This window comes from Micromonospora sp. CNZ295, from assembly GCF_004217535.1.
Genome location: NZ_SHKZ01000001.1, coordinates 2,356,092 through 2,380,486 on the forward strand (window position 1 = coordinate 2,356,092; position 24,395 = coordinate 2,380,486).

Sequence of the window (24,395 nt, forward strand, 5' to 3'; positions counted from 1 at the left end):
TCCTGTCGCAGTTATGCCAACACCCGGAGCGCGGCATGGAGTAGCGCCCTGGTCAGAAGCTAGGACGGCATTGCCCGTCCCGTATGCGGTCGCACCTGGCCGGGGCCACTTACACGACCCGAACCAGTGGTACCGCGATCTACCTACTCATCATCCTGGCTAGATAGGGTTACCCTGTCCGACCATTTGGAGGAACACTGCGGTGATGCCCGACCTGCTCGTTTCAGCAGCTGTGTCGGAAGCGGCTGGGAGCGCTTCCTCAGGGCGCCCCTTAGGTTCACGCGGTTCTCGCATTGATGTTACGGACAGTGATCCGGCGGGGTTGACTCCGACGGCGACAGCCGTGCTGGCGGCTATCCCCGCCTGGTGGAAGGCCCAAGCGTTAGCCGCTGGGCTGGACGGGCGGTGGCTCGACGTTGCGGAAGCGGTTAAGGCGAACCCGCCTGTCGATCTTCCTCGTGACTCAGCTTTGACGGGCTCGTGGGGGTCCCTTGCGCCAGAGCAGGTCGGCGCGGCATACGTCGAGGCGCTGTCGGCGGCCGTGCGGGCTCGTCACGGTCGTCATTACACGCCGCCGGCACTTGCAGCGCATCTCTGGGCGCTGGCGCGTAAGGCGCTCGACCTGCCACCGGCGAGCCAGATTCTCCCGGGCCTGGTTCGGGACCCGGCTTGTGGTGCGGGCTCCCTCCTGCTTCCGGCCCTACGCGAACACTTACGCGCCTCATACGATGTCGATCCGGCGCTAGTCCTCGCTGGGCTACCCAACATCGTCGAAGGCGTCGACACCGACCCTGCAGCCGTGTGGGTTGCCAACGTCGTCCTGGCAGCCGAGATGCTGCCAACGCTGGCGCGTGTGCCGGTCGCTCTACGTAAGCCCTTGCCCGCGCTTGCCCAGGTAGGGGACGGGCTTGCCGCCACGAACCGACCTGCTCGCGTCGTGGTCATCAATCCGCCCTACGGTCGTGTTCGCCTCTCGCCCATCGAACGTGACCGCTACGCCCACGTGCTCTATGGCCACGCGAACCTGTATGGCTTGTTCATGGCGGCTGGCGTGGAAGCCCTTGACGACGAGGGTGTCCTCGCGGCCCTCGTGCCTACCAGCTTCACCAGCGGACGTTACTTCTCGAACCTGCGGGCCTACCTGGGCCGTGAGGCTGCGATGAGCGCAATCACGTTCGTGGAAGACCGTAGCGGTGTCTTCTCGTCGGTTCTCCAGGAGACATGTCTCGCGACGTTTGAGCGGCGCAAACGGAGAAAGACGCGCGTGACCAGCCTCGGCAGCAGCGAGTCCACCATTGCGACCGTCAAGGTTCAAAAGACCGAAGACCCATGGTTCCTTCCGCGTCGCTCCGACGACGCGGCGGTGGCTGCGGCGGCGTCAGCCATGACGGAATCGCTAGCATCGCTTGGGTGGCGTGCCTCAACCGGGCCTCTGGTCTGGAACCGACGCAGCGAGGACCTGTACCCGACCTGGGGGCCGACTCGCTCGCAGGTGATATGGGCCGCCGACCTTGACGGTGGGGTCCTGCACCGCGACCCCGCCAGGGATTCGATGCGCTACTTAGCCCTCACCAAGCCATCCGACCTCAAGGTGATGGTCCTGGATAAGCCTGCGGTGCTTGTCCAGCGCACCACGGCCCCGGAGCAGGCGCGCAGGCTCATCGCTGCGCATCTAAGCCAGGACGCGCTGGACGCTCGTCACGGCCGCGTCACGGTCGAGAACCATGTGAATGTACTGCGGCCGACCGGTTCCGATCCGGTACTTACTCACGAGGCCATGACTCGGGTGTTGGCTACCAGGACCTTGGACCGAGTAATCCGATGCATCTCGGGCTCTGTCGCGGTCAGCGCGTACGAACTAGAGTCGATCCCCATGCCTCACCGCGGTGTCGTTCGAAGTTGGAACGACCTGGAGGGTTCGGCTCTGGAGGCTGCCGTAGCAGCGGCGTACCGGCCGCTAGGAGACTGAAGTGCGAAAGCCCATCAGCCGCGAGGAAGCCGAGCGGCGACTTCAGATCATCTTCCCACGGGCGGCATTCGACTCAGTCCTGTCATCGCCCTTGGCCGGGATGGCGGTCGCCGCGCTCATCCACGTTGATGCCGTGTGTAGCGCCAGCGATAAGCCAGAGGCAGTGCACTGGGCACGGCCATCGACCGTAATCTGGATGTCGGACGAAGCGCTCTCTCGCACTACCGAGGCCGACCGTCGCGCCTTGCGCGCCGCAGCCGCCAAGGGCAGCAAGCAGGTGGAAGAACTCCACAAATCATGGGGCGTCAGTTTCCAGCCGGCATACAAGGACAACTCGCGTGAGACACTGCGGGACGAAACATTCCGTAAGTGGCGCGAGCACGGCGCGCTCCGCATGCGTCCCGGCCTCGCGACCTCAAGCAGCCTGCCCCGTTGGGCGCTGTTCGACGACTTCGCGGACCTGTTCGACCCAGACCTTGACGGCGATGCCTTTCAGCAAGCAGCGGATCAATGGAGAGAAAAACACCTCGATCCGGGGGCCAGGCTCAAGGCCCTATTTGCCCTCGGCGCCGAGGCCGCCCAGCACGCCGTAACAGTCAACCTGCCCAACGGGACCACGCGGACACTTGAACCCGGCGACTCGTCGTTGATCGTCAAAGGAGTAGTCGAGACGTGGGCCCCCACCCGCCTGGCGCAGCCAGTCGTCCTCGCGATCTCCGAACCCGGCGTCAAGGTGCACATCGGCGATGAGCAGATGCTGCAAGCACTAGGTATCAAGATCGATATCGCGAACGTCCTGCCCGACGTCGTCATAGCAGACATCGGCACCGAGCCTGTCCAGTTCTGGATCATCGAGGCCGTCGCGACAGACGGGCCTGTCTCCACCGAACGCCGCAAAGCGTTGCTGGCCTGGGCCGCTCAGCAAAACATCAAGGCAGATCGGTGCTCGTTCCTCACGGCCTTCCTATCCAGAAACGCCAGTGCCGCCAAGAGACGACTGAAGGACCTCGCCTCCGGAACCTGGGCTTGGTACGCAGACGAGCCGGGCAACGAACTCGCCTGGTACAAACTGATGCCGGACGCTGACGACCTGTAGATGCTCGGCCTGCCGAGAAGAAGTACCGGCCGGCGACTATCACCCGGCTGCGGAGATCGGCAGGATCGCCGCGAAGCCGTCCCTCTCCGGCCGTTGAGAATCCAGATGCGGTGAAGGATCCAGGGCAAGTCTCCGGGGAGCGCGGGTGGGTGTGCGTCGGAAAGTGTCGGGGCTCTCCGTTAGCGTAGCTACGCAGGGAAGCAACGAAGGGCTGGGCGACGTGGCAGCGGATGGCGACAAGGTCGATCCCGCCGTCGGTATCGTCAACCCGCGCCTGAGCGACGTCTTCGGCCTGGTGATTCGGCAGGACGAGGTGGACTTCGTCGTCCCCCACCTGCGCGAGGACCTTCCGCTCTACCTCGACCCGTTCCTGCTTTGGAAGTCCGACGACCCGGAGTACCGGCGGCTTCACGCCGACCTGCTCGGCTTCGTGGACGAAGTCCGCAAGCACGCCGTTGACGGGCGGGCCACCCGAGCGAGCATGCTCCTATCAGAGGTCAGTGAGCCGATCGAGCTTGGGTTGGGCTACGCCGCCGGGACCAAGCGGGGCTCAGCGCTCGGTCCCGGCACCATCGACGGCATCGTCCGCACGTTCCAACAGGTGCCGCAGCTCCAAGCCGCTGGCCTGGACCACCTGGAGGTCCTCTCGCTGCTCGTGCCCGGCATCGCCGAGGACCGAATCAGCGACCTGACCGCCTCGGTCATCAAGCCTTGGCTTACCGAGTTCACCGAGCGCCGCTGCGAGGACTGGGGAATCCCGACGACCCGCCGCCGCCTCCTGGGCTGGGACGCCGCTGCGCTTGATTGGCGATCGTTCGACGCCCGCCTTCCGTACAACCCCTCCGACGGCTCGCCGGTCCTACTCGCGCCGCTGAACCTGCTCCGCAGGCTGCCCTGGATCAACTATGGCGACTACTACCGCACCGCCTACGCGCCGCTCGTGCTGCCACCGGGCCGCGCGGGCAGGGCCGTCGCCAAGCAGGACGTGCTCGCCTACAACCGCGCGCACTTCGACACGGTCCGCGGCTACGTCGCGGAGCGGGAGTCCGCAGCCGGCGCGTGCGCACCAGACCCGCTCTTCACGCCGCTCAGACTCGCGACCGTCAAGAAGAAGGTCTCAGAGATCAAGGCGCTGCCGACCGGCCGCGACGACGGAGCGGACAAGAAGTTCGAGGAACTCGCGTTCGACGTCCTGTCCTCCGTGCTCTACCCCGAGCTCGACCTCGCCGGCCAGCAGGAACGAACGATCAGCGGTGCCCACATCCGAGACGTCATCTTCCACAACGACGGCAAGACACCGTTCCTGACCGACCTCCGGGACCAGTACGGCGCGCGCCAGCTCGTCTTCGAGCTCAAGAACGTCGCTGAGCTCGACACGGAGCACGTTAATCAGCTCTACCGCTACCTCGACGACGAGGACATGGGCCGCCTTGGCGTCCTCGTCGCGCGCAACCCGCCGAAGACCCGCGTCCAGCGCAACATCGTCGACTTGCACTCGTCCAAGCGCCGTGCGGTCCTGTGCCTGGACGACTCCGACCTCGACCTCATGGTCGCCCTGCTCGACTCCGGACGGCGCCCCATCGAGGCCCTGCGCAAGAAGCACGTCGAGTTCACCCGCCGGCTCCCGAAGTAGGAGAACACATGCCCCGCACCACCCAGCCGAACGACGGCTCCTCGCCGTCACCGACCGAAGAGCAGGCAGCGACCTATGACCGGCTCGTCCCTATGTTGGAGGCCGCCCACCGCGAGATGACCGAGCTGTCCAAGAAAAAGCAGGATGGCATCGTCAACACACTCAAGATCAAGATGCTCAACCGGCTCCTCGGCGAGCTCAGCAAGGTCATCGAGAAGGACCCTAGCCATGCCTTCGTCGACATGCTCGACGAGGAGACCCTCCCGCAGAACAGCGACGCGGTCCTCGTCCTCAGCCAGTGGAAGGCAGCGCTCAAGCAGTACAAGGATCGCCACCACGGCCACGACTCCTCAACGCACGAATTCCGTTGGTTCACGGTGGAGAACCCCCGAGACGGCGACTACTGACGCCCGCCCACCACTTTTGCCCCTCCCTTCCCTGGGCGGGGTCCCCGCGAGATAGCGACTGCCGCTGGCCGGGGTCGCTGCCGGCATCGGCCTTACTGCCCCACGGTTGAGTAACGGCTGGCGGACACGCAAGCCGTGGACGGTCGACAACGATGCCGTCGAGGGAGCGTTGGCACGTACCGGCAACGTCGCCATACGCCTGGCCATCGGCTGGGAACAACACCTCCAGGAGGTTGTCCGGCCGCGGACAACCCCGGCTTGACCTCCCGCCCCGCGCCCGTACGACCTCTGATACCTGATTGACCGGCATCGAGATGTCTGGCTTTTATAGACACTTGACTACGGTGAAGAGCCAGACCTCGCACGGGTTGGCCACGCTGCGCCGGTTGCTCGGCGAGCGGGCGCCCGTCGCGGCGACGACAAGAGAGAGGTACGCGGGATGAGCGGACGCGACGACGACCAGGGGCTGCTGCGGTTGCTCGACCACGAGCCGACCGGCACGTCGGGGGTGGACGTCGGGCGGGCGATGGCGGAGGGCCGCCGGCGGCGCCGGATCCGGCGGGCGCTCACGTACACCGGCGCGGCCGGGCTGAGTGTCGCCGTGCTGGCCGGCGGCACGCTGGCCGTGGGCGCGCTGGGGAGCGGGACGGCGGGGCCGTTGGCGACCGCGCCGGCCGGCGCCGGTTCGGGCCCGAGCGGTTCGCCGGTCGCGGTACCGGCGGTCACCGGCGAGGCACCGCCACCGCCGACCCGGTGCGCGGTCTCGATGCTGCCGGTGCCGGACGGCGTGCCGATGGCGCTGGTGACCGGCGCCGATCCGACCGGCCGGATCCTGCTCGGGCGTTCGTATCCGCGCAGCGGCGAGAACCAGGTCCTGATCTGGGTGGACGGCGAGCCGACGAAGGTGCCGATGCCGGGCGACGACCAGATGTTGCACGACGTCACGACCGGCGGGCTCGCGGTGGGGACGACCTACCAGCGGTTGCGCGCCGGCGAGGAGGGGGTCGGGCCGGTCCCGTACGCGTACGCCGACGGGAAGCTGACCCGGCTGCGCGGGGTGACCTTCGGTTCGGCCACCGCCGTCAACGAGGCCGGGAAGGTGGTCGGGGTGGACGACCGGACGCGCCGTCCGGTCGTCTGGGCGTCCCCGGCGAGCGAGGCCGAGCCCCTGCCGCTGCCCGCGGGCGCGGTGAGCGGCATGGCGCACGACGTGGACGAGGACGGCACGGTGGTCGGCGCGATCAGCACCGACGCAGGCCGGGTCGACCGGCCGTACGTGTGGTTCCCGGACGGGACCCACCGCGAGTTGCCGGTGCCGAAGGGCGGGGAGGCGACCGGCGGGGGAGCGTTCACGGTCCGCAACGGCTGGGCGACCGGCGTGCTCGCGAAGGACCGGACGAGCACGACGTCGGCGGCGCGCTGGAACGTTCGGACCGGGGAGGTGCGGGCGTTCCCCGAGTTCGCCATCCGGGCGAGCACCGCGAACGCGCACGGCTGGCAGGTCGGGACGGGGCGGCAGGGCAGTGCCCTGTTCCTCTCCGACGCGGGGCCGGTGGCCCTGCCGGGCCTGGTCGAGCGCGAGCCGGGTGACCTGGCCGACATCGGGGAGACGGTCAGCGACGACGGCCGGACGATCGGCGGCCAGTCGGAGGACGGGTCCGGCACCATCCGGGCGGTGGTCTGGCGCTGCGCGTGACCGACTGACGGGGTGCCGTCAACCGATGGTTGACGGTACCCGGTCGTCAACCTACGGTTGACGCATGACGGAACCAGCCAAGATGACCAACCCGGTCCGCCTCGACGACCTCATCCAGGGCATCAAGAAGGTGCACGCCGACGCGCTGGAGCAGCTGGCCAGCGCGGTCGTCGTCGCCGACCACCTCGGCGAGCTGGCCGATCACCTGATCGGGCACTTCGTCGACCAGGCCCGGCGCTCCGGCGCCTCCTGGACCGAGATCGGCCGGAGCATGGGGGTCAGCAAGCAGGCCGCCCAGAAGCGGTTCGTGCCGAAGCCGGGCGACGCGCAGATCGACCCGCAGGAGGGGTTCAACCGGTACACCGTCCGGGCCCGCAACGTCGTCCTGGCCTCGCAGAACGAGGCCCGGGCCGGGGGCCATGCCGAGATCCGTCCCGAGCACATCGTGCTGGGGCTGCTGGCCGAGCCGGACGCGCTCGCGGCGAAGGCGATCCTCGCGCAGGGCGTATCCCTGGACCGGGTGCGTGAGGCCGCCACGGCCGCACTGCCGCCGGCGTCCGGTGGCGAGCCGTCGCCGCTGATCCCGTTCGACGCGCAGAGCAAGAAGGCGCTCGAGCTGACGTTCCGCGAGGCGCTGCGGCTGGGGCACAACTACGTCGGCACCGAGCACATCCTGCTCGCGCTCCTGGAGCAGGAGGACGGCAGCGGCGTGCTGTCCGGGCTCGGCATCGACAAGGACGCCGCCGAGGCCAACCTCACCGCGGCCATCGCGGCGCTGGCCAAGCGGGCGCCGACCGGGGAGTGACGGTCAGGCCGGGAAGCCGTACCGGGCGGCGTGCTCGGGGTCGGCCGGGTCGATCTGGCGCAGCCCGGCGTCGGCGAGGCGCTTGTTGACCTCGTCGAGCCGCTCGCGGACCAGCCGGGCCTCCTCCTCGGTGACCCGGCCCCGGTGCGGCCTGCCCGCGTGCTCGATGGTGCCGTAGTCGACCTTCTCGGCGGCGCGGCGGGTCCTCGGCGGGCGCACCCGCTCGGCCGTACGCAGCAGCTGCGCCATCGGCACGTCGGTGGCCATCGCGTCGAACTCGCTCGCGGTCAGCACCACCCGGCGGGGCTCGCCGCCGCCGTGCCGGTCGTGAACCTCCACGACCGCGACGTCCAGCGCGGCGTCGTCGATGCTCTCCACCTCGACCGGGGTGGCGTCCAGCTGCACGGGCCCGGCCACCAGGTCAGGGTGCTCCAGGACGACGACGCGGACGACCTCGTCGTCGGGCTGCAGCACCGTGCCGCTGAAGTCGGAGACGCGGATCGTCTTCTTGCCCATGCGCGGAGCTTCTCCTGTCGTAGGCCGGTCGGAGGACCAGCAGACGTTACCCGACAGGTGTGCGAAAGCCCGCGCTGGCTCGCCGCCGTGCGTCAGTGGGTGTTGAGGGTACGGGTGGAGGCGCCGGCGGGCAGGCGGTTCAGCTCACCCCAGGTGAGCGTCGCGGCGCGATTGCCCCGGTACGGCGGCTGGGCCGGAAACCGTCCCGCGGTGACCCCGGAGTTCGGCCAGAGCAGATCGGGGTCGTGCTGGTACCGGTCGTTCGGCTGATTCGGCATGAGCCTACCGTCCCAAAGAAAGTTGTACGTCTATGGAAATACATATGACGGTCGATTGAGTGCGGTGGTTCCCGGGGGGCGGAGACCGCGCCTCGCATCGACATCTGTCACCGATGTCCGATGGTTGTACCCCGTCCGGCCCGCCTCAATCCCCTGCCGCAGGCGTCAAGAAGGGGCCCTTCCTTGCCCGCCGGTCGGCGTACGGTGATCGCCGAGCGACCAGTCCGGGCCGGAGGGAGAAGCCGATGCGCGACCGGCGGCTCCACCTGCACCTGGCCACCTGGCTGGGGCAGTGGCCGGCCGGTCCCGGGCTGCACGTCGTCGGTTCCCACCGGCGGGTCCGGCCCGCCTGGGACGGCCGGCTCCGGCCGGCGATCGCCGTCTCCGCCGGGGCGAGCACGGTGCTCTCGGTGCCGCCGGACCGGGTGACCGAGGTCCGGGACCTGGCCCGGGGCTCCGCGCGGCGGCTGCTGTCCGGCCTGCCGGCGGCGGTCGGCCACGCCGGCTGGGCGGTACACGACGACGTGTTCCGGTGGAGTTCCGCTCCCGCGCCGCTGCCCGAGGTCGGGGAGTGGGTCCCGCCCACCGCGCGCGGCCTGCCGCCCTGGCTCCGGCTGTTCGACCGGCCGGTGCTCGTGGTGCGCGACGACCGTGGCCGGTACCTGGCCGGGGTCGGGGTCAAGCGGCACGACGACCACGGCCGGGAGTTGGCGGTGGGCACCGTGCCGGCCGCCCGGGGGCGGGGCCTGGCCCGACGGCTGGTCGCCCAGGCGGCCCGCCGGGTGCTCGACGAGGGCGCGGTGCCGACGTACCTGCACGACCGGCGCAACGCGGCCTCGGCCCGGGTGGCCGAGGCCGCGGGCTTCCCCGATCGCGGCTGGCGGTCGTTCGGCGTCTACCCGAGCTAGGGGCCGCCTTCTGCCGGCAGGGCGCGGACCGGAACTCCCGGGCCGGATCCCCGGTCCGCGCCCTTCCCCCCAGGCCCCGTGTGGTGTCCGGCAGGCGGGCCGGTCACCGGATGTACTGGTCACGCTACGTATCGATCAGTTCGTCGGCAAGAGTCGGCAGGGCAGGTCGAAGTGTCGACAAGTGGACTCTGACCTGCGAAGGTGCGGCCGCGTGTCGCATGCCCCACCGGTGACGCAGCGTGCCAGCGGCTCAGCCGGTCAGACCGAGGACCTCCGCGGCGGCGCGCCCGTTGGCGTGGCTCGCGCCGTAGGTGGTGACGAACGCCCGGACCCCCTCCGGGCGCCACGGACCGGGCCAGCCCATCTCGACGACGGTGACCGGATGTTGGGCGGCGAGTGCCGTGACCAGGTCGGCGGCACCGGGCAGGCGGTGCAGGTGCCGGCCGACCAGGACGACCGGGCGGTCCCCGGCGAGCCCGCGCAGCGTCGCCGGGTCCGTCTCGGTGGCGACGACCCGCAACTCGTCCGCGTCGGCGAGGTGCGGGCCGAGTCCCCACGGCACCCGTCCCTCGGCGATCGTCGAGGTCGAGTGCAGCTGTACGACGAGGGGACGGTCCAGCCCGGTCAGCACGCCCTCCACCCGGACGGCCCGGCGGGCGGCGGCGTACCCGAGGTCGGGGGCCGCCGCGTCGACGGCGCCGGTGGCCCGGGTCCAGGCGGCGAGATCGGCGGCGCGGCCGGCCGCGTCCTCGACCCGCGTCCGCTCCAGCCGTCCGTCGGTGAGCGCCGTGACGATCTCCGCGGCGACGTGTTCGACCAGGTCGGCGTCGACCTTCGCGCCGATGCAGAGCAGGTCGGCCCCGGCGGTGAGGGCCCGGACGGCGGCCGGGCCGACACCACCGGCGGCCACCGCGGCGCCCTTCATCTCCAGGGCGTCGGTGACGATCGCACCGGTGAAGCCGTACTCCCCGCGCAGCAGGTCGACCAGGACCGCGCGGCTGAAGGTGGCCGGGCCGTCCCCGGTCAGCACCGGGACCCGGATGTGCGCGGTCATCACCGCCCGCGCCCCGGCGGCGACCACCGCGGCGAACGGCGGCAGGTCCCGCTCGCGCAGGACCGCCAGGGGTACGTCCACGGTGGGCAGTTCGTAGTGCGAGTCGGCGACCGTGGCGCCGTGACCGGGAAAGTGCTTGGCGCACGCGGCGACGCCGGCGGCCTGGAGGCCGGCCACCGCCGCGGCGGAGTGCGCGGCGACCTTCAGCGGGTCGGCCCCGAAGGACCGGGTGCCGATCACCGGGTTGTCGTCGGCGCTGTTCACGTCGACGGTCGGGGCGAGGTTCACGGTGATGCCGAGGGTGGCCAGTTCGGCGCCGATCGCCTCGTGGACGCGGCGGGTTAGCGCCACGTCGCCGATCGCGCCGAGCGCCGCGTTGCCGGGGTACGGGCTGCCGGTGGCGTGCGCCAGCCGGGTCACGTCCCCGCCCTCCTCGTCGATCGCGATCAGCACGTCGGAGCGGGCGGCGCGCAGGGTGGCGGTGCTGGCCGCCACCTGTGCCGGGTCGTGCACGTTGGTGCCGAACAGCGTGTGCCCGGCGAGCCCTTCGCCGACGAGGTCCACCGCCCAGTCCGGCGGGACCGGGCCGGGGTACGCGCCGAGCAGCGTGCCCAGCGCCAGCCGGCGGAGTCCTGGATCCAGCCCCACTGATCTTCCCCTTTCGGTGCCGTCCGGCACGGACCTCGTACCGGAGGCGGTGGTCGGCGTGCCGGGTCGGCCGAACACTCCGGTCACGGGTGGCCGATACGCTACGGCTACCCCTTCGCAGCTGAATTTACAGTTAGCAAACTTTATAGAATTTTGAGGACGTGGCATGAGTTCGACCCGGCTGCCCGGCACCCCCCGCCTGTTGCGGGCGCTGAACGACCGCGCGGCGCTGGAGTTGCTGCTGGAGCGTGGCCCGCTGACCCGTGCGCGACTGGGTGAGCTGACCGGCCTGTCCAAGGTCACCGCGTCGCAGCTGGTCGAGCGCCTGGAGGAGCGCGGGCTGGTCACCCGGGTCGGTGAGCAGGCCGGCGGGCGGGGCCCGAACGCCCAGCTCTACGCCGTGCGGCCGGGCAGCGCCCACGTCGTCGGCGTCAACGTCGGGGCGGACCGGGTGGTCGCCGCGTGCGCGGACATCACCGGCGCGGTGATCGGCCGGGTGGAGCAGTCCACGCGCGACACCGACGATCCGGTCGGCGTGGTGCACAACGCCGTCGTCCAGGCGGCCAGCAGCGCCCAGGCGCAGCTGTCGAGCGTACGGCGGATCGTGCTGGGCACCCCCGGCCTGGTCGACCCGACCACCGGCGACATCACCTTCGCGTTCAACCTGCCGCGCTGGCACGCCGGCCTGCTCGGCGCGCTCCGGGAGGACCTGCACACCCCGGTGGTCTTCGAGAACGACGTCAACCTGGCGGCGGTGGCCGAGGCGCAGTCCGGCGCGGCGCAGGGCGTACCCGACTTCGTCCTGGTCTGGGTCGACGCCGGCGTCGGCCTGGCGATCGTGCTGGGCGGGCGGCTGCACCACGGCAGCAGCGGCGCCGCCGGCGAGATCGGTTACCTGCCGGTGCCCGGCGCACCGATCCCGCGCGACGTCTCCCGCCGGGCGAAGCCGGCCTTCCAACAGCTCGTCGGCGGGGACGCGGTCCGTGCGCTGGCCCGCGAGCACGGATACCGGGACGACACGGCGGCCGGCACGGTGCGCGCGGCGATCGCCGACGGCGCGGCCGGCGGCCCGATGCTCGACGAGCTGGCCCGCCGGCTCGCGCTCGGCGTGGCGAGCACGTGCGTGGTGCTGGACCCGCCGCTGGTGGTGCTGGCCGGTGAGGTGGGCCGGGCCGGCGGGACCGCGCTGGCCGAGCGCGTGCAGCACGAGGTGGCGGCGATCACCCTGGTCCGGCCCCGGGTGGTGCCGACCGGGCTGACCGAGGAGCCGATCCTGCGCGGCGCCCTGCACAACGCCCTGACTGCGGTCCGGGACGAGGTGTTCGGCTCCACGGTCGGCTGACCGGTTGCCGCCGACATCCGCCATGTGAAGGAATATTTCATCGAAGGCCCGGGTGCTGCAAGGACTTGCCGCACCCGGGCCCGCTCGACTTCGCGCTCGGGCCCGGGCCGGGCCCGCCCGATCTCGGCCCGCCGAACGCCGCTCAGATCAGGTCGCGACGACGGAACACGGTGAAGGCCGCCGCCGCCAGGCCCCCGGCGAGCAGCAACAGGACGGCCAGCCCGGCCTGCCAGGTCAGCAGATACGTACCGTCGCAGGGCTCGGTGAACGTGCCGGCGCAGGCGCTGGCGTCCCAGAACCGCACCCCACCGGCCAGCCACGCGCCCACGTAGCTGGAGAGCATCAGCTGGTCCAGCCGAGGCGTGTCCAGGATCTGCAGCACCACCTGGGCACCCAGCTCCCAGAACACCGCGTACGCGGCGACCGCGCCGAGCGCCGCCGCGGTGTGCCGGCCCAGCGTGGCGATGGCGAAGCCGACGATGGTGGCCACCAGCACCACGACCACGCCGCGCCCCCAGGTGGCGCCCAGCTCGGACCAGAACGCCCCGTCCACCGGGCCGACGTACCCGTCGGTCACGGCGATCAACCAGAAGGTGATCAGGTACGCCGCCGTGGACAGCACGGCGAGCAGCAGCACCGCCGCCAGCAGGGTGCCGAGCTTGGCGGCCAGCACGGAGACCCGGCGCGGCCGCCAGAGCAGCAGGTTCACCACCCCGCCCGAGTTGAGATCGGCGCCGATGTAGGAGGCGCCGACCAGGAAGCCGAACAACACGAGGAAGGCGATGAGGATGTACAGCAGATCGGTGGCCTCGCTGAAGACGAAGACCCCGGTGAGGTGGTCAGCGGCGATCGGCAGCTGCTCGCGCTGGCCGGGGTCGAGCGAGCTGCAGTCCGGCGGGTAGTAGTACCCGTCGTCGAACGAGTCGGAGAACCCGCCGCGCTCCTGGGTCAGGCACTGGTTGTGCCGCAGCTCCATCTCGCGGATCTCGGCGGCGGCCTTCTGCTGCGCGGTGGACAGTTCCGCGGGAGTCGGCCGGTGCGAGACGGCCACGTTGGTCAGCGCCGTCACGACGAAGGCGAAGGCCAGCAGGACGAGCATGAGCTGGACGAAGCGCCGCGCCCCGAGACGCTCCAGCTCGGCACGGACCAGGTTCACGCGTCCACTCCTCTGCGCTCCAGGTCGATCACGTCGTGGGGCTCCGCCGGCGGCACCGTGGAACCGTCCACCTGCCGGGGCACCGCCGGCTGGTCGCCCGGCCCGGTCAGCTCGAGGAACACGCTCTCCAGGTCCGGCCGCAGCGGCGTCAGCTCACGGGCCCAGACGCCCTGCTCGCCGAGGGCCCGGCTGACCGTCGTGGCGTCCTCCACGCCGTGCACCACGAGATGGTCGGCGTGCTGGCTGACCGTGAGCCCGGCGGCGCCCAGCAGCTCCACCGCGCGCGCCGGCTCGTCGACCCGGACCAGGACCTCGTGCTGGTCGAAGCCGGCCAGCACCTCCTCCACGCGGCCCGCCGTCACCCGGCGGCCCCGCGAGATGATCGTCACGTGGTCGCAGATCAGCTGGATCTCGGCGAGGATGTGGCTGGAGACCAGCACGGTCACGCCCGAGTCGGCCAGCGTCCGCATCAGGTCGCGCATCTCCCGGATGCCGGCCGGGTCCAGCCCGTTCGCCGGCTCGTCGAGGATCAGCAACTCCGGACCCTTGAGCAGGGCCGACGCCACCGCGAGGCGCTGCTTCATGCCCAGCGAGTAGCCCTTCACCCGCTCGTGGGCCCGGTCCCGCAGGCCGACCTGCTCCAGCACCTCGTCGATCCGGCTCGTCGGCACGCCCCCCGCGCGGGCCAGGAGCCGCAGCGTCCGGTGCGCGGTGAAGTTGCCGAAGAACTGCGGGCTCTCCACGATCGCGCCGACCCGTCCGGCGACGCGCGGCAGGCGCTCCGGCGACTCCGCACCGAGGACCCGCATCCGTCCCTCGTCGGCACGGACCAGACCGAGCAGGGCGCGCAGCGTGGTGGTCTTGCCCGAACCGTTGGGCCCGAGAAAGCCGTGGATCTGACCCGGCTCGACGAGCAGGTCGAACCCGTCGACCGCGACCCGCTGCCCGCGCCGCAGGCTGTGGAAGGTCTTGCGCAGACCCTCGATCTCGATGACCGCGCTCATCCGCGCGGCTCCGTGCTCCGAACCGGCATCGGCCGTCCTCCGAACGGGGTGATCAACGACACGGCGCCTCAGCCTACGGCCGGTGCGCCGCCCGTAGGGGGCAGCCCGGCGGTGCGTGGTTGGATGGGGCTCGTGAGTGTGGACGCGGATCTGGTGGTCAGACTCGACGGCGTGGGCGTACGACGCTCCGGCACGGCCCTGCTGCATGACCTCGACTGGCGGGTCGAGCTGGACGAGCGTTGGGTCGTGCTGGGCCCGAACGGCGCCGGCAAGACCACGCTGCTCAACCTCGCCGCCGGCCGGCTGCACCCGACGACCGGCACGGCGCACGTGCTCGGCGAGCGGATCGGCCGCACCGACATGAACGAGCTGCGCACCCGGATCGGGCTGTCTACCGCGGCCCTCGCCGAGCGGATCCCCGCCGACGAGCGGGTCGTCGACGTGGTGGTCACCGCGGCGTGGTCCGTCGTGGGCCGCTGGCGGGAGAGCTACGACAGCGCGGACGAGGCCCGGGCCCGGGCCCTGCTCGGCCAGCTCGGCGTCGGCGCGTTCGCCGAGCGCCGCTACGGCACGCTCTCCGAGGGCGAGCGCAAGCGGGTGCAGATCGCCCGCGCGCTGATGACCGACCCGGAGCTGCTGCTGCTCGACGAGCCCGCCGCCGGGCTCGACCTGGGCGGTCGCGAGGACCTGGTGGCCCGGCTCGCCGAACTGGCGGACGACCCGGACGCCCCGGCCCTGGTGCTGGTCACCCACCACGTGGAGGAGATCCCGCCCGGCTTCACCCACGCGCTCCTGCTGCGCGAGGGCAGCGTGGTGGCGCAGGGTCTGCTCGGCGACACCCTCACCGGCGACAACCTCTCCAAGGCCTTCGGGCTGCCGCTGGTGGTCGAGCGGCACGGCGGCCGCTACACGGCCCGCGCCGCCTGACCGCGGGCGGGCGTCCGATGCCGCAGACCCGGGTCGTCGTCGTGGGCAGCGCCAACATGGACCTCGTGGCGACCGCCCCCGCCCTGCCGAAGCCGGGCGAGACCATGCTCGGCACGGACTTCGTCATGGTCCCCGGCGGCAAGGGCGCCAACCAGGCCATCGCCGCCGTGCGGGCGGGAGCCTCCTGCGCGTTCCTCGGCGCCATCGGCTCCGACTCGTTCGGCGTCACCCTCCGCGCCCGGATCACGGCGGCCGGGGTGGACACCAGCCAGCTCCGGGTCGTCTACGGCGCCTCGGGCGTGGCGCTGGTGATGGTCAACGCCGAGGGCGAGAACGCGATCGTCGTCAGCCCGGGAGCCAACGCCTCGATGACCGGGTTGACTGTTCCGGAGCTGGTCGCCGTACGCGAGGCCGACGTGCTGGTCGCCCAACTGGAGATCCCGGTGGAGACGGTCACCGAGGCGGCGGTCGCGGCGCGGGCGGCCGGCACCCGGGTCGTGGTCAACGCCGCGCCCGCCCGGCCGGTGCCCCGGGAGCTGCTCGAGGCAATCGACGTCCTCGTGGTCAACGAGAGCGAGGCGCATGCGCTCACCGGCCGGGGCCTCGACGAACCGCGGGCGCTGCTGGACCTGGCGCCCCGCGCGGTGCTCACCCTCGGGGCGGCCGGTGCCTGGTACGGCGACCGGGACGGCACCTCGCTGCACATCCCGGCGGTCCGGGTCGAGGCGGTGGACTCGACCGCCGCCGGCGACGCGTTCACCGCGGCGCTCGCCGTCGGCTGGGGTGAGGGGCGGGACGTCGTGGACGCGGTGCGGTGGGCGGCGGCGGCCGGCGCGGCCTGCGTACGGCGGCTCGGCGCCTCGGTGGCGCTGCCTGGCCGGGCCGAGATCGACGAGCTGTACCAGCCGGGCTGACCCGGCGGCCGCTACGCCGGTCGGTCACCTGCCGTTCCGGTCCGGAAGGCCCGCCGGTACGCCGACGGCGAGGTCCGCATGGCCCGGCTGAAGTGGTGCCGGTACGTGGCCGGGGCGTCGAAGCCGGCCGCGGCGGCCACCTCCTCGACCGGCGCGTCGGTCGTCTCGAGCAGCGCCAGGCTGGCCCGGACCCGCTGCTCGACCAGCCACCGGATCGGGCTGGTACCGGTGGCCCGGGCGAAGTGGCGCAGGTAGGTGCGGGGCGACATGCGCGCCTGCGCGGCCAGTCGGGCGACGGAGAGCGGCTCGCTGAGGTGGGCCAGCGCCCAGGCCAGACTGCCGGCGATCCGATCGTCGTCCGGATCGACCGCCACCGGCGCCTCGACGTACTGCGCCTGACCGCCGTCGCGGTGCGGCGGGATCACCAGCCGGCGGGCGACCGCGTTGGCGATGGCCGCGCCGTGGTCCCGGCGGACCACGTGGACGCACAGGTCCAGGCCGGCGGCGCTGCCGGCGCTGGTCAGGACGTCACCGTCGTCCAGGTAGAGCACGTCCGGGTCGACGGTGACGCGGGGATGGCGGCGGGCCAGCAGGTCGGCGTACCGCCAGTGGGTCGTCGCGCGCCGGCCGTCGAGCAGGCCGGCACCGGCGAGCGCGAACGCTCCGGAGCAGATGGACATCAGCCGGGCACCGGCGGCGTGCGCCCGGCGCAGGGCCGCGACCAACGCGGGCGAGGGGTCGGCGGTCACGTCGGCCACCCCCGGGACGATGACGGTGGCGGCGCCGGCCAGCACGTCCAGGCCGTACGGGGTGTGCAGGCTCGCGCCGCCGACCAGCGGCACCGGGCCGGGACGCTCGGCACAGACCGTGAGCGCGTACCAGTCGACGTCGAACTCGGGCCGGGGCAGGCCGAACACCTCGGTCACGATGCCGGTCTCGAAGGCCGACATGCCCGGGTAGGCGAGCACGGCGACGCTGCGGTCGGCGGGTGCGCGCAGGGGCATGGCGGGATGTTAGCGGAGATCGGCGTTCGGGCCACTCGCGCCCGGGGCGCGGTGTACGCACGATCGAGGTATGACGCAGACCTTCGCCGTGCCGGCCGCCGCACCGGATCTGGCCGCCGCCCACCTCCTCGCCCGACTTGCCGTGGAGACCGACGTCAGCGACGTGCACGCCGACCTGGAGGCACGGGTCGCCGGCCTGGTGGTGGTGGACTCGCGGGGCGCCGCCGGGTGGGACCAGGGGCACCTGCCGGGCGCGGTGCACCTGCCGACCGCCCGGATCGCGGCCGAGGCCGCGCGGTTGGTGCCGGCCGGGTCGCGGGTCGTCACCTACTGCTGGGGGCCCGGCTGCAACGGCGCGACGCGGGCGGCGCTGGAGTTCGCCCGGCTCGGGTACCCGGTCAAGGAGATGCTCGGCGGCTACGAGTACTGGGTCCGGGAGGGCTTCCCCGTCGTCACGGCGGCCGGGCTCGTCCGGCGGCCGGTCGACGACCGCACCGCCCCGCGTACCGCCGTCACCTGCGACTGCTGACGCTCACTCCGGCTCGTCGGTGAGCCGTTCACCCCGGCGGCGCAGCATGTTGAGGCCGGGGATGCCGGCGACGGCGAGCTTGAGGTCGCGGGTGACGTCGAGCAGGTCGTGCAGGTCCGGCCCGACCCGGTCGAGGGTGGCCAGGATGGGCAGGATGTCGGAGGTGAGGTGCTGCCGCAGCTTCGGCAGCTCGTCGACGAGCCGGACGGCGGCGTTGACCTCCTCGTGGCTGAGCTGCTCGACGAAGTGGTTCGCCATCGGGGCGCCCCGGCGCAGCGCCGGCTCGTACGCCGCCAGCAGCTCGGCCGCTGTGGCTGCCGCCTCCGCGGCCTCGCCGACGGTGGTGGCCGCCCGGCCGGCGACCGACTCGACCGTGCCGACGACCGTGCTTGCTCTGCGGGAGACCCGCTCCGCCTCGCCGACGACCACGGTCGCGGCCGCCGTCACCTCGGTCGCCTTCTCGATGGCGGTGGTCGCGGCAGCGCTGATCACCGCCACCTCGGCGACGGCGGTCTCGGCGTCGGTGAGTACCCGGTCGGTGCGCTCCAGCGACTCCTCGATCCGGTCCACCACCCCGTTGATCCGCGTCAGCAGCGCCTCCACCCCGTCCAGGACCGCGAAGGCGCGGGCCGGGATGGCGGCGAACGACGTCGCCGAGCCGAGGGCGGAACGGGTGAGGCCGACGACCGACGAGGGCCGGGGGAGGGGAATCGCCATGGCACCAAGTGTGCGTCGACCGCGCCCGTGCCGCCTGCCGGGGCGGTCCGGGTCCGGGGCGGCACCGGCGCTGGCGCCGAGGGGAGCGGGAAGCATCGGGGTGAGGACGGCCGCGCCGGCGACGATGAGCCCTGTCAGCATGGCGGTTACTCCGATCGACAACTATCCATTGAATAGCAAGGAGAGCATCGATCAACCGCGCCGCGCACAGCCCGTTTCGGCAATCATGGTGGTGTTATGACCGACCGTCCGTGTGCTGTTCCACGGCGCGCTGCACCGCCCGGTAGATCTGCCCGAACCGGAGCGCGTCCGGCGTGCGCAGCAGGAGCACCTCGTGGCCGTGCGCCTGCACCCACAGCTCGTGGACGTGGTTCCCGCGCTCGTAGGACCGGTCCAGCCAGCTCAGCGGCAGTTCCAGGAAGGGGGCCAGAGCCAGCGCGATCACCACGCACGCGACGAGGGCGAGGAGCACCGGCTGCCAGCCCCGGTCCGGTACCGACCACGCCAGCGAGAGCGCGCACATCACGGCCACCAGCGGCGGCAGCGACAGCAGCAGCACCAGCATCCCGCGGCCCAGGACCCGCCCCCGGACGGCGAGCGTCCGCCGCCCCTTTGCGTGCCAGACGTACGTCACGTCGGCGATCGCCACCGCGATCCCGCCGGCCCGGATCGACTCCGAGGTCACCTGCACCGCGTCGTCACGGTAATAGAGGACCATCATTAAGTCTAACCGCGCCGGGCTGCGCCCGGCGGGTGCGGTGAGCTGGGGTTCGGCGGTGCGGTGAGCCGGGGCCGCCCGGCGGTGCGGTGGGCCGGGGCTGGGCGGTGCGGTGGGCTGGGGTTTGGTGGTGCGGTGGGCCGGGCTGGGCGGTGCGGGCGGCGGGGGTTTGGCGGTGCGGTGAGCCGGGCTTGACGGTGCGGTGCGCCGGGGCTCGGTGGTGCGGTGCGCTGGAGTTCGGTGGTGCGGTGCGCTGGAGTTCCGTGGTGCGGGTGGGCCGGGTTCGGTGGTGCGGTGAGCCGGCAGGGGCAGGATGCTGTTCATCGCCTTTGGAGCTGAACCGTTTGAGGCATCAACGCTGTCCGCGTTCGCGCCCGCAGCGATGCGTCAACGACATCAGTTCCAAAGCGAGCGGCCCCGGATGACCGCCGCGGCGGCCGTCGCGGTCGACCGGCGGACTGCCCTGCGACCGTCTTCGCCGACGAGGGTCAGCCGGCAGCGGCCTCAGGGGCCGGCGGCGGTGCCAGGGGCGGCGGCGGAGTCATTGGTCGGCGACGGTGCCAGGGGCGGCGGCGGAGTCATTGGTCGGCGACGGTGCCAGGGGCGGCGGCGGAGTCATTGGTCGGCGACGGTGCCAGGGGCGGCGGCGGTGCCGGGGTCGGCGGCGGTGCCGGGGTCGGCGGCGCAGTCAGGGGCCGGCGGCGCAGTCAAGGGTCGGCGGCGCGGTCAGGGGCCGGCGGGCCTTCGGCGGTTGCCGGACGAGCCCGTCGCGCTCGGGAGGGGGCGCCGGCCCGGGGTGGACCCCGCGCTCCGGGCGACCGGCTGGCCGGCTTCGACGGCCCGCTGCACGGCCCGGTAGATCTGGCCGAACCGCAGCGCGTCCCCGGTGGCCAGCAACCGCACGGGCCGGCCCCGCCACCGGGCCCACATCTCCAGGTTCCGGCTGCCCCGGGCGTACGAGCGGTCGAGGTGCTCGAAGAGGAAGTCGGCGACCGGCCCGACGGCGAGCCCGGCCAGCACCGAGGTGCCGATGATGGCGATCGTCACGGTGGGGGAGCGGTCCAGCCAGAGGGCGAGCGCGATGCCCAACGCGGCGGCGATCACCGGGCCGGCCAGGGCCGCGCCGATCGCGCCGCGGCCCGCGAGCACCCGCCAGGAACGGCTGCCCCGGTGGTGCCACACGGCGCTGATCTCGGCAAGGGGGAAGGTCCGCCCGTCCACCCGGACGGCGGCGGAGGTGACCTGGACTGACCTGTCGTCGTAGTACGTGACCATCGCGGATCTCCCGGTGGCGGCTCTGACACCAGACTACGTACCCCAACGACCCGCGCCGTAAGGTTGGCACGCGACTTCGACGAGGAAGTGAGGGTCAGCGTGGGCGAGTTCGTGCGGCTGGAGACCAAGGACGGCATCGGCACCATCCGGCTGGAGCGGCCGCCGATGAATGCTCTGAACACCCAGGTGCAGGAGGAGTTGCGCGCCGCGGCGGCGGAAGCCAGCGCCGACCCGGGGGTCCGTGCCGTGATCGTGTACGGCGGGGAGAAGGTCTTCGCCGCCGGCGCGGACATCAAGGAGATGGCCGACATGTCCTACGTGGACATGGCCGCCCGCGTCGCCGACCTGTCCAGCGCGCTGGGCTCGATCGCCCGGATCCCGAAGCCCGTCGTCGCCGCGATCACGGGGTACGCGCTCGGCGGCGGCTGCGAGCTGGCCCTCGCCTGCGACTGGCGGGTGGTCGCCGAGGACGCCAAGCTCGGCCAGCCGGAGATCAAGCTGGGCATCATCCCGGGCGCGGGCGGCACCCAGCGGCTGGCCCGCCTGGTCGGCCCGGCCCGCGCCAAGGACCTGGTCATGTCGGGCCGGATGGTCGACGCCCAGGAGGCGCTGCGGATCGGGCTGGCCGACCGGGTGGTCCCGGCCGCCGAGGTGTACGACGCCGCGGTGGAACTGGTCAAGCCGTACCTGACCGGGCCGGTGCAGGCGCTGCGCGCGGCGAAGCTCGCGATCGACGGCGGCCTGGACATGGACCTCAACTCCGGCCTCGCCTGGGAGAGCCAGTTGTTCGCCGCGCTCTTCGCCACCGAGGACCGGCGCGAGGGCATGGCCGCCTTCGTGGAGAAGCGCAAGCCCGACTTCACCGGACGCTGACCTGAGGGCGGTTCACATTCCGGCTACCGCTGAGTAGCGTGGGACACCGTCATCCGGACGAAGGGAAACGGCATGTCGGAGCGGATCGAAGGACACGGCGGTGAGCTCGCACTCGCGGCGCTGCGCGCGTACGGGGTGCGGGAGATGTTCACGCTCTCCGGCGGACACGTCTTCCCGCTGTACGACGCCGCGCACAAGAGCGACTTCCCGATCTACGACGTCCGGCACGAGCAGTCGGCGGTCTTCGCCGCCGAGGCGGTGGCGAAGCTCCAGCGCCGCCCCGGTCTCGCCGTCCTGACCGCCGGCCCCGGTGTCACCAACGGCATCTCCGGCCTGACCAGCGCCTACTTCAACGCCTCACCGGTGCTGGTGCTCGGCGGGCGGGCCCCGCAGTTCCGGTGGGGCTCGGGCAGCCTCCAGGAGATGGACCACCTGCCGCTGGTCGCCCCGGTGACCAAGCACGCCGAGACGGTGTTCAGCCCCGACGACATCCCGCGGGCGGTGGGCGCCGCGCTGGCCACGGCGCTCACCCCGCACCGCGGCCCGGTCTTCCTGGACTTCCCGCTCGAGGCGGTCTTCTCGGTGGCCGACGCCGACCTGCCCGCCGTCGCCCCGGTCGCCCCCATCGAGGCGGACCCGGAGGAGGTCGCGAAGGCCGTCGCCCTGATCGCCGGGGCGCAGCGCCCGGTGATCATCGCAGGCTCCGACGTGTACGCCGGTGACGCCGTCGACGCGCTGCGCGCGGCGGCCGAGGCGCTCCAGGTGCCGGTCTTCACCAACGGCATGGGTCGCGGCGCCCTGCCGCCGGAGCACCCGCTCGCCTTCGCCAAGGCCCGCCGGGTCGCGCTCAAGAGCGCGGACGTGGTGGTGGTCGTCGGCACCCCGCTCGACTTCCGGCTCAACTTCGGTGACTTCGGCGACGCGGCGGTCGTCCACGTCGTCGACGCCCCGAGCCAGCGCGCCGGGCACGTCCAGCCGGCCGCCGCCCCGGCGGGTGACCTGCGGCTGATCCTGTCCGCCTTCGCCGCCTACTCCGGCGACCGCGCCGACCACGCGGACTGGATCGCCGGTCTGCGTACCGCCGAGGACGCCGCGAAGGCCCGCGACGCCGAGGAGATGGCCGCCGAGACCGACCCGATCCGCCCCGCCCGGGTGTACGGCGAGCTGCGCAAGGTGCTGGGCCGCGACGCCATCACCATCGGCGACGGCGGCGACTTCGTCTCGTACGCCGGCAGGTACCTGGAGCCGGCGCAGCCCGGCACCTGGCTCGACCCGGGCCCGTACGGCTGCCTCGGCACCGGCATGGGCTACGCCATGGGTGCCCGGGTCACCCACCCGGACCGGCAGATCTGCGTGCTGATGGGCGACGGCGCGGCCGGCTTCTCGCTGATGGACGTCGAGTCCCTGGTCCGGCAGAAGCTCCCGGTCGTGATCGTGGTCGGCAACAACGGCATCTGGGGCCTGGAGAAGCACCCGATGCGAGCCATGTACGGCTACGACGTCGCCGCCGACCTGCAGCCGGAGCTGCGCTACGACGCGGTGGTGTCGGCGCTGGGCGGCGCCGGCGAGACCGTGGCGAAGGCCGCGGACCTGGGGCCGGCGTTGAAGCGGGCGTTCGACGCGGGCGTGCCGTACCTGGTGAACGTGCTCACCGACCCGACCGACGCGTACCCCCGCTCGTCGAACCTGGCCTGACCGGGACGGCCCGGCCGCCGGCGGCACCGCGCCGGCGGCCGGTCAGACCTCGGGGCTCTTCTCCCCGCGCGGCGGCTCGCCGTCGCGGCGGCGGAGGTCGTCCTCGCGCCGGCGCAGATCCTCCTCCCAGCGGCGGAACAGCTCCTGGTCCTGCTGGCGGGAGCGCTCCTCGATCGAGCGGAGGAACTCGGGGTCGTCGTCCGGAGCCACCGGGCGGCGCCGGCGCTCGGTGAAGGCGTTGCCCGCCGGCCATGCCGGCCGCCCGCGACCGGCGCCGGACTCGCGGCCGGCGATGAACCAGGCGATCGAGCCGACCAGCGGGAAGAACAGGATGATCAACACCCAGGCGATCCGGGGCAGGGCGCGGATGTCGCCCTCCTCGGCGGAGAGGCAACTGATCAGCGCGCAGACGGCGAGGACGACCTGCGCGAGAAAGAGGAGGATATACAGCCGGGCCATGACTCCATGATGGCTCACCCGTAGCGGCTACCACACCCCACCGATGACCAGCAGGGCACCGAGCGCCGCGTACCCGGCCGTGGCCAGCGCCGCAAGCGGAAGCGCCCGGCCGTAGGCGGCGGCGGGACCGGCCCCGGTCGAGCGCCGCCAGCAGAGCCGCAGCGTCGCCACCCAGAGCAGCGCCGCCGCCCCGACGACCACCACGCCGGTCAGGCCCCGGGCGTACGCGAGCCGCACCGTCAGCGCCATGATCACGGTCATCGCCAGCGCGGTGCGCCGCCAGGCGAGCCGGGTGCGCTCGGGTTGCAGGCCGGGGTCGCGCCGGCCGTCGTGGCCCGCGCCCGTCGGGTCAGTCACCGATGCCGACCGTGGGATCCAGCACCACGGCGACCAGCAGCAGCGCCCCGAGGCCGACGGCGAGGGCCAGGACGGCCGGGAACCGGGACGGCGGCAGTTCCTCGCCGAGCCGGATCGCCCGTTCGGTGCGGGCCCAGCGGTCGATCGCCCGGACCGCGACGGCGCCGCCGAGCAGGAGCAGCGCGACCGAGATCGCCTCGCGCAGGTGGGTCAGTGCCAGCGGCGGCAGGAACTGCGCGGCGGCCAGCCCGCCGGCGACCAGCGCCAGGCTGGTGCGCAGCCAGGCCAGGAAGGTGCGCTCGTTGGCCAGCGAGAAGCGGTAGTCCGGGGTCCGGCCCACGGACCGCAGATCCTGCGGGTCGAACCACTGTTTGATCGCCTGCCACACTCGGCCGATTATCCGCTTTCATCCGGC

At 72.3% G+C, this 24,395-nt stretch carries 25 protein-coding genes; 13 read left to right on the top strand and 12 right to left on the bottom strand.

Going from position 1 to position 24,395, the window contains the following annotated elements; all coding sequences use genetic code 11:
• Positions 1–343 precede the first annotated feature (343 nt).
• From EV376_RS11240 to EV376_RS11265, 6 genes are all read left to right on the top strand, one after another.
• Positions 344–1,969, top strand: a complete 1,626-nt coding sequence (locus tag EV376_RS11240; protein WP_165437992.1) for an Eco57I restriction-modification methylase domain-containing protein — start codon at positions 344–346, stop codon at positions 1,967–1,969.
• Between the two features lies 1 nt (position 1,970).
• Positions 1,971–3,065: a BsuBI/PstI family type II restriction endonuclease gene (locus EV376_RS11245; protein ID WP_130322420.1), complete on the top strand. Its 1,095-nt coding sequence runs from the start codon at positions 1,971–1,973 to the stop codon at positions 3,063–3,065.
• A 145-nt stretch (positions 3,066–3,210) separates the two neighbouring features.
• Positions 3,211–4,698: a hypothetical protein gene (locus EV376_RS11250; protein ID WP_130322422.1), complete on the top strand. Its 1,488-nt coding sequence runs from the start codon at positions 3,211–3,213 to the stop codon at positions 4,696–4,698.
• Between the two features lie 8 nt (positions 4,699–4,706).
• Positions 4,707–5,105 (top strand): hypothetical protein, encoded by a 399-nt coding sequence (locus tag EV376_RS11255; RefSeq protein WP_130322424.1) that lies wholly within the window; start codon positions 4,707–4,709, stop codon positions 5,103–5,105.
• A 439-nt stretch (positions 5,106–5,544) separates the two neighbouring features.
• The gene (locus tag EV376_RS11260; RefSeq protein ID WP_130322426.1) at positions 5,545–6,801 is read left to right on the top strand and encodes a hypothetical protein; all 1,257 of its coding nucleotides are present in this window, start codon (positions 5,545–5,547) and stop codon (positions 6,799–6,801) included.
• 64 nt (positions 6,802–6,865) lie between these two features.
• Positions 6,866–7,606 (top strand): Clp protease N-terminal domain-containing protein, encoded by a 741-nt coding sequence (locus EV376_RS11265; protein WP_130322428.1) that lies wholly within the window; start codon positions 6,866–6,868, stop codon positions 7,604–7,606.
• Between the two features lie 3 nt (positions 7,607–7,609).
• Here EV376_RS11265 and EV376_RS11270 read toward each other — a convergent pair whose 3' ends face one another.
• Both EV376_RS11270 and EV376_RS11275 read right to left on the bottom strand, forming a co-directional pair.
• Positions 7,610–8,122: a hypothetical protein gene (locus EV376_RS11270; RefSeq protein ID WP_130322430.1), complete on the bottom strand. Its 513-nt coding sequence runs from the start codon at positions 8,120–8,122 to the stop codon at positions 7,610–7,612.
• A 92-nt stretch (positions 8,123–8,214) separates the two neighbouring features.
• Entirely contained in the window at positions 8,215–8,400 is a 186-nt protein-coding gene (locus EV376_RS11275) for a hypothetical protein (protein WP_130322432.1), read from the bottom strand.
• 245 nt (positions 8,401–8,645) lie between these two features.
• On the opposite strand from EV376_RS11275, the gene EV376_RS11280 reads away from it, so the two are divergent.
• Positions 8,646–9,308, top strand: coding sequence for a GNAT family N-acetyltransferase (locus tag EV376_RS11280; RefSeq protein WP_130322434.1), 663 nt, complete (start codon positions 8,646–8,648; stop codon positions 9,306–9,308).
• 250 nt (positions 9,309–9,558) lie between these two features.
• Here the strand turns inward: EV376_RS11280 and EV376_RS11285 are convergent, their stop codons facing one another.
• The gene (locus EV376_RS11285; RefSeq protein ID WP_130322436.1) at positions 9,559–11,010 is read right to left on the bottom strand and encodes a glycoside hydrolase family 3 N-terminal domain-containing protein; all 1,452 of its coding nucleotides are present in this window, start codon (positions 11,008–11,010) and stop codon (positions 9,559–9,561) included.
• A gap of 166 nt (positions 11,011–11,176) precedes the next feature.
• Here EV376_RS11285 and EV376_RS11290 point away from each other — a divergent pair, with 166 nt between their 5' ends.
• Positions 11,177–12,352 carry an ROK family transcriptional regulator gene (locus tag EV376_RS11290; RefSeq protein WP_130322438.1) on the top strand — a complete coding sequence of 392 codons (1,176 nt, stop codon included), beginning with the start codon at positions 11,177–11,179 and terminating at the stop codon, positions 12,350–12,352.
• A 142-nt stretch (positions 12,353–12,494) separates the two neighbouring features.
• Here EV376_RS11290 and EV376_RS11295 read toward each other — a convergent pair whose 3' ends face one another.
• A complete protein-coding gene (locus EV376_RS11295; protein ID WP_130322440.1) occupies positions 12,495–13,508 on the bottom strand; it encodes an ABC transporter permease subunit in 1,014 nt (337 codons plus the stop codon).
• Positions 13,505–14,512 carry an ATP-binding cassette domain-containing protein gene (locus tag EV376_RS11300; protein WP_130322442.1) on the bottom strand — a complete coding sequence of 336 codons (1,008 nt, stop codon included), beginning with the start codon at positions 14,510–14,512 and terminating at the stop codon, positions 13,505–13,507. The genes EV376_RS11295 and EV376_RS11300 overlap by 4 nt, the downstream gene beginning before the upstream one ends.
• Before the next feature lie 123 nt (positions 14,513–14,635).
• Between EV376_RS11300 and EV376_RS11305 the strand changes: the two genes are divergently transcribed.
• On the top strand, positions 14,636–15,439 hold the full coding sequence (locus EV376_RS11305) for an ABC transporter ATP-binding protein (RefSeq protein WP_130322445.1): 804 nt from the start codon (positions 14,636–14,638) through the stop codon (positions 15,437–15,439).
• Between the two features lie 17 nt (positions 15,440–15,456).
• Positions 15,457–16,353 (top strand): ribokinase, encoded by an 897-nt coding sequence (locus EV376_RS11310; protein WP_130322447.1) that lies wholly within the window; start codon positions 15,457–15,459, stop codon positions 16,351–16,353.
• Between the two features lie 11 nt (positions 16,354–16,364).
• On the opposite strand, the gene ftrA is transcribed toward EV376_RS11310, so the two are convergent.
• Positions 16,365–17,357, bottom strand: coding sequence for a transcriptional regulator FtrA (gene ftrA / locus EV376_RS11315; protein ID WP_130322449.1), 993 nt, complete (start codon positions 17,355–17,357; stop codon positions 16,365–16,367).
• Positions 17,358–17,427: 70 nt separating this feature from the next.
• Here ftrA and EV376_RS11320 point away from each other — a divergent pair, with 70 nt between their 5' ends.
• Positions 17,428–17,886 carry a rhodanese-like domain-containing protein gene (locus EV376_RS11320; protein WP_130322451.1) on the top strand — a complete coding sequence of 153 codons (459 nt, stop codon included), beginning with the start codon at positions 17,428–17,430 and terminating at the stop codon, positions 17,884–17,886.
• 3 nt (positions 17,887–17,889) lie between these two features.
• On the opposite strand, the gene EV376_RS11325 is transcribed toward EV376_RS11320, so the two are convergent.
• From EV376_RS11325 to EV376_RS11335, 3 genes are all read right to left on the bottom strand, one after another.
• Positions 17,890–18,603: a hypothetical protein gene (locus EV376_RS11325; protein WP_130322453.1), complete on the bottom strand. Its 714-nt coding sequence runs from the start codon at positions 18,601–18,603 to the stop codon at positions 17,890–17,892.
• Positions 18,604–18,838: 235 nt separating this feature from the next.
• Positions 18,839–19,321 (bottom strand): DUF6232 family protein, encoded by a 483-nt coding sequence (locus tag EV376_RS11330; protein WP_130328616.1) that lies wholly within the window; start codon positions 19,319–19,321, stop codon positions 18,839–18,841.
• 726 nt (positions 19,322–20,047) lie between these two features.
• On the bottom strand, positions 20,048–20,596 hold the full coding sequence (locus tag EV376_RS11335; protein ID WP_486482594.1) for a DUF6232 family protein: 549 nt from the start codon (positions 20,594–20,596) through the stop codon (positions 20,048–20,050).
• A gap of 99 nt (positions 20,597–20,695) precedes the next feature.
• On the opposite strand from EV376_RS11335, the gene EV376_RS11340 reads away from it, so the two are divergent.
• Complete coding sequence (locus tag EV376_RS11340) at positions 20,696–21,469, top strand: enoyl-CoA hydratase-related protein (protein WP_130322455.1); 774 nt, start codon at positions 20,696–20,698, stop codon at positions 21,467–21,469.
• Between the two features lie 72 nt (positions 21,470–21,541).
• On the top strand, positions 21,542–23,164 hold the full coding sequence (locus tag EV376_RS11345; protein WP_130322457.1) for an acetolactate synthase: 1,623 nt from the start codon (positions 21,542–21,544) through the stop codon (positions 23,162–23,164).
• 42 nt (positions 23,165–23,206) lie between these two features.
• On the opposite strand, the gene EV376_RS11350 is transcribed toward EV376_RS11345, so the two are convergent.
• From EV376_RS11350 to EV376_RS11360, 3 genes are read right to left on the bottom strand one after another with little or no spacing between them, the layout of a single operon-like run.
• A complete protein-coding gene (locus EV376_RS11350; RefSeq protein ID WP_130322459.1) occupies positions 23,207–23,623 on the bottom strand; it encodes a PLD nuclease N-terminal domain-containing protein in 417 nt (138 codons plus the stop codon).
• Between the two features lie 27 nt (positions 23,624–23,650).
• Positions 23,651–23,980, bottom strand: a complete 330-nt coding sequence (locus EV376_RS11355; protein WP_130322461.1) for a DUF202 domain-containing protein — start codon at positions 23,978–23,980, stop codon at positions 23,651–23,653.
• Entirely contained in the window at positions 23,973–24,368 is a 396-nt protein-coding gene (locus EV376_RS11360; protein WP_130322463.1) for a DUF202 domain-containing protein, read from the bottom strand. The genes EV376_RS11355 and EV376_RS11360 overlap by 8 nt, the downstream gene beginning before the upstream one ends.
• Positions 24,369–24,395 lie beyond the last annotated feature (27 nt).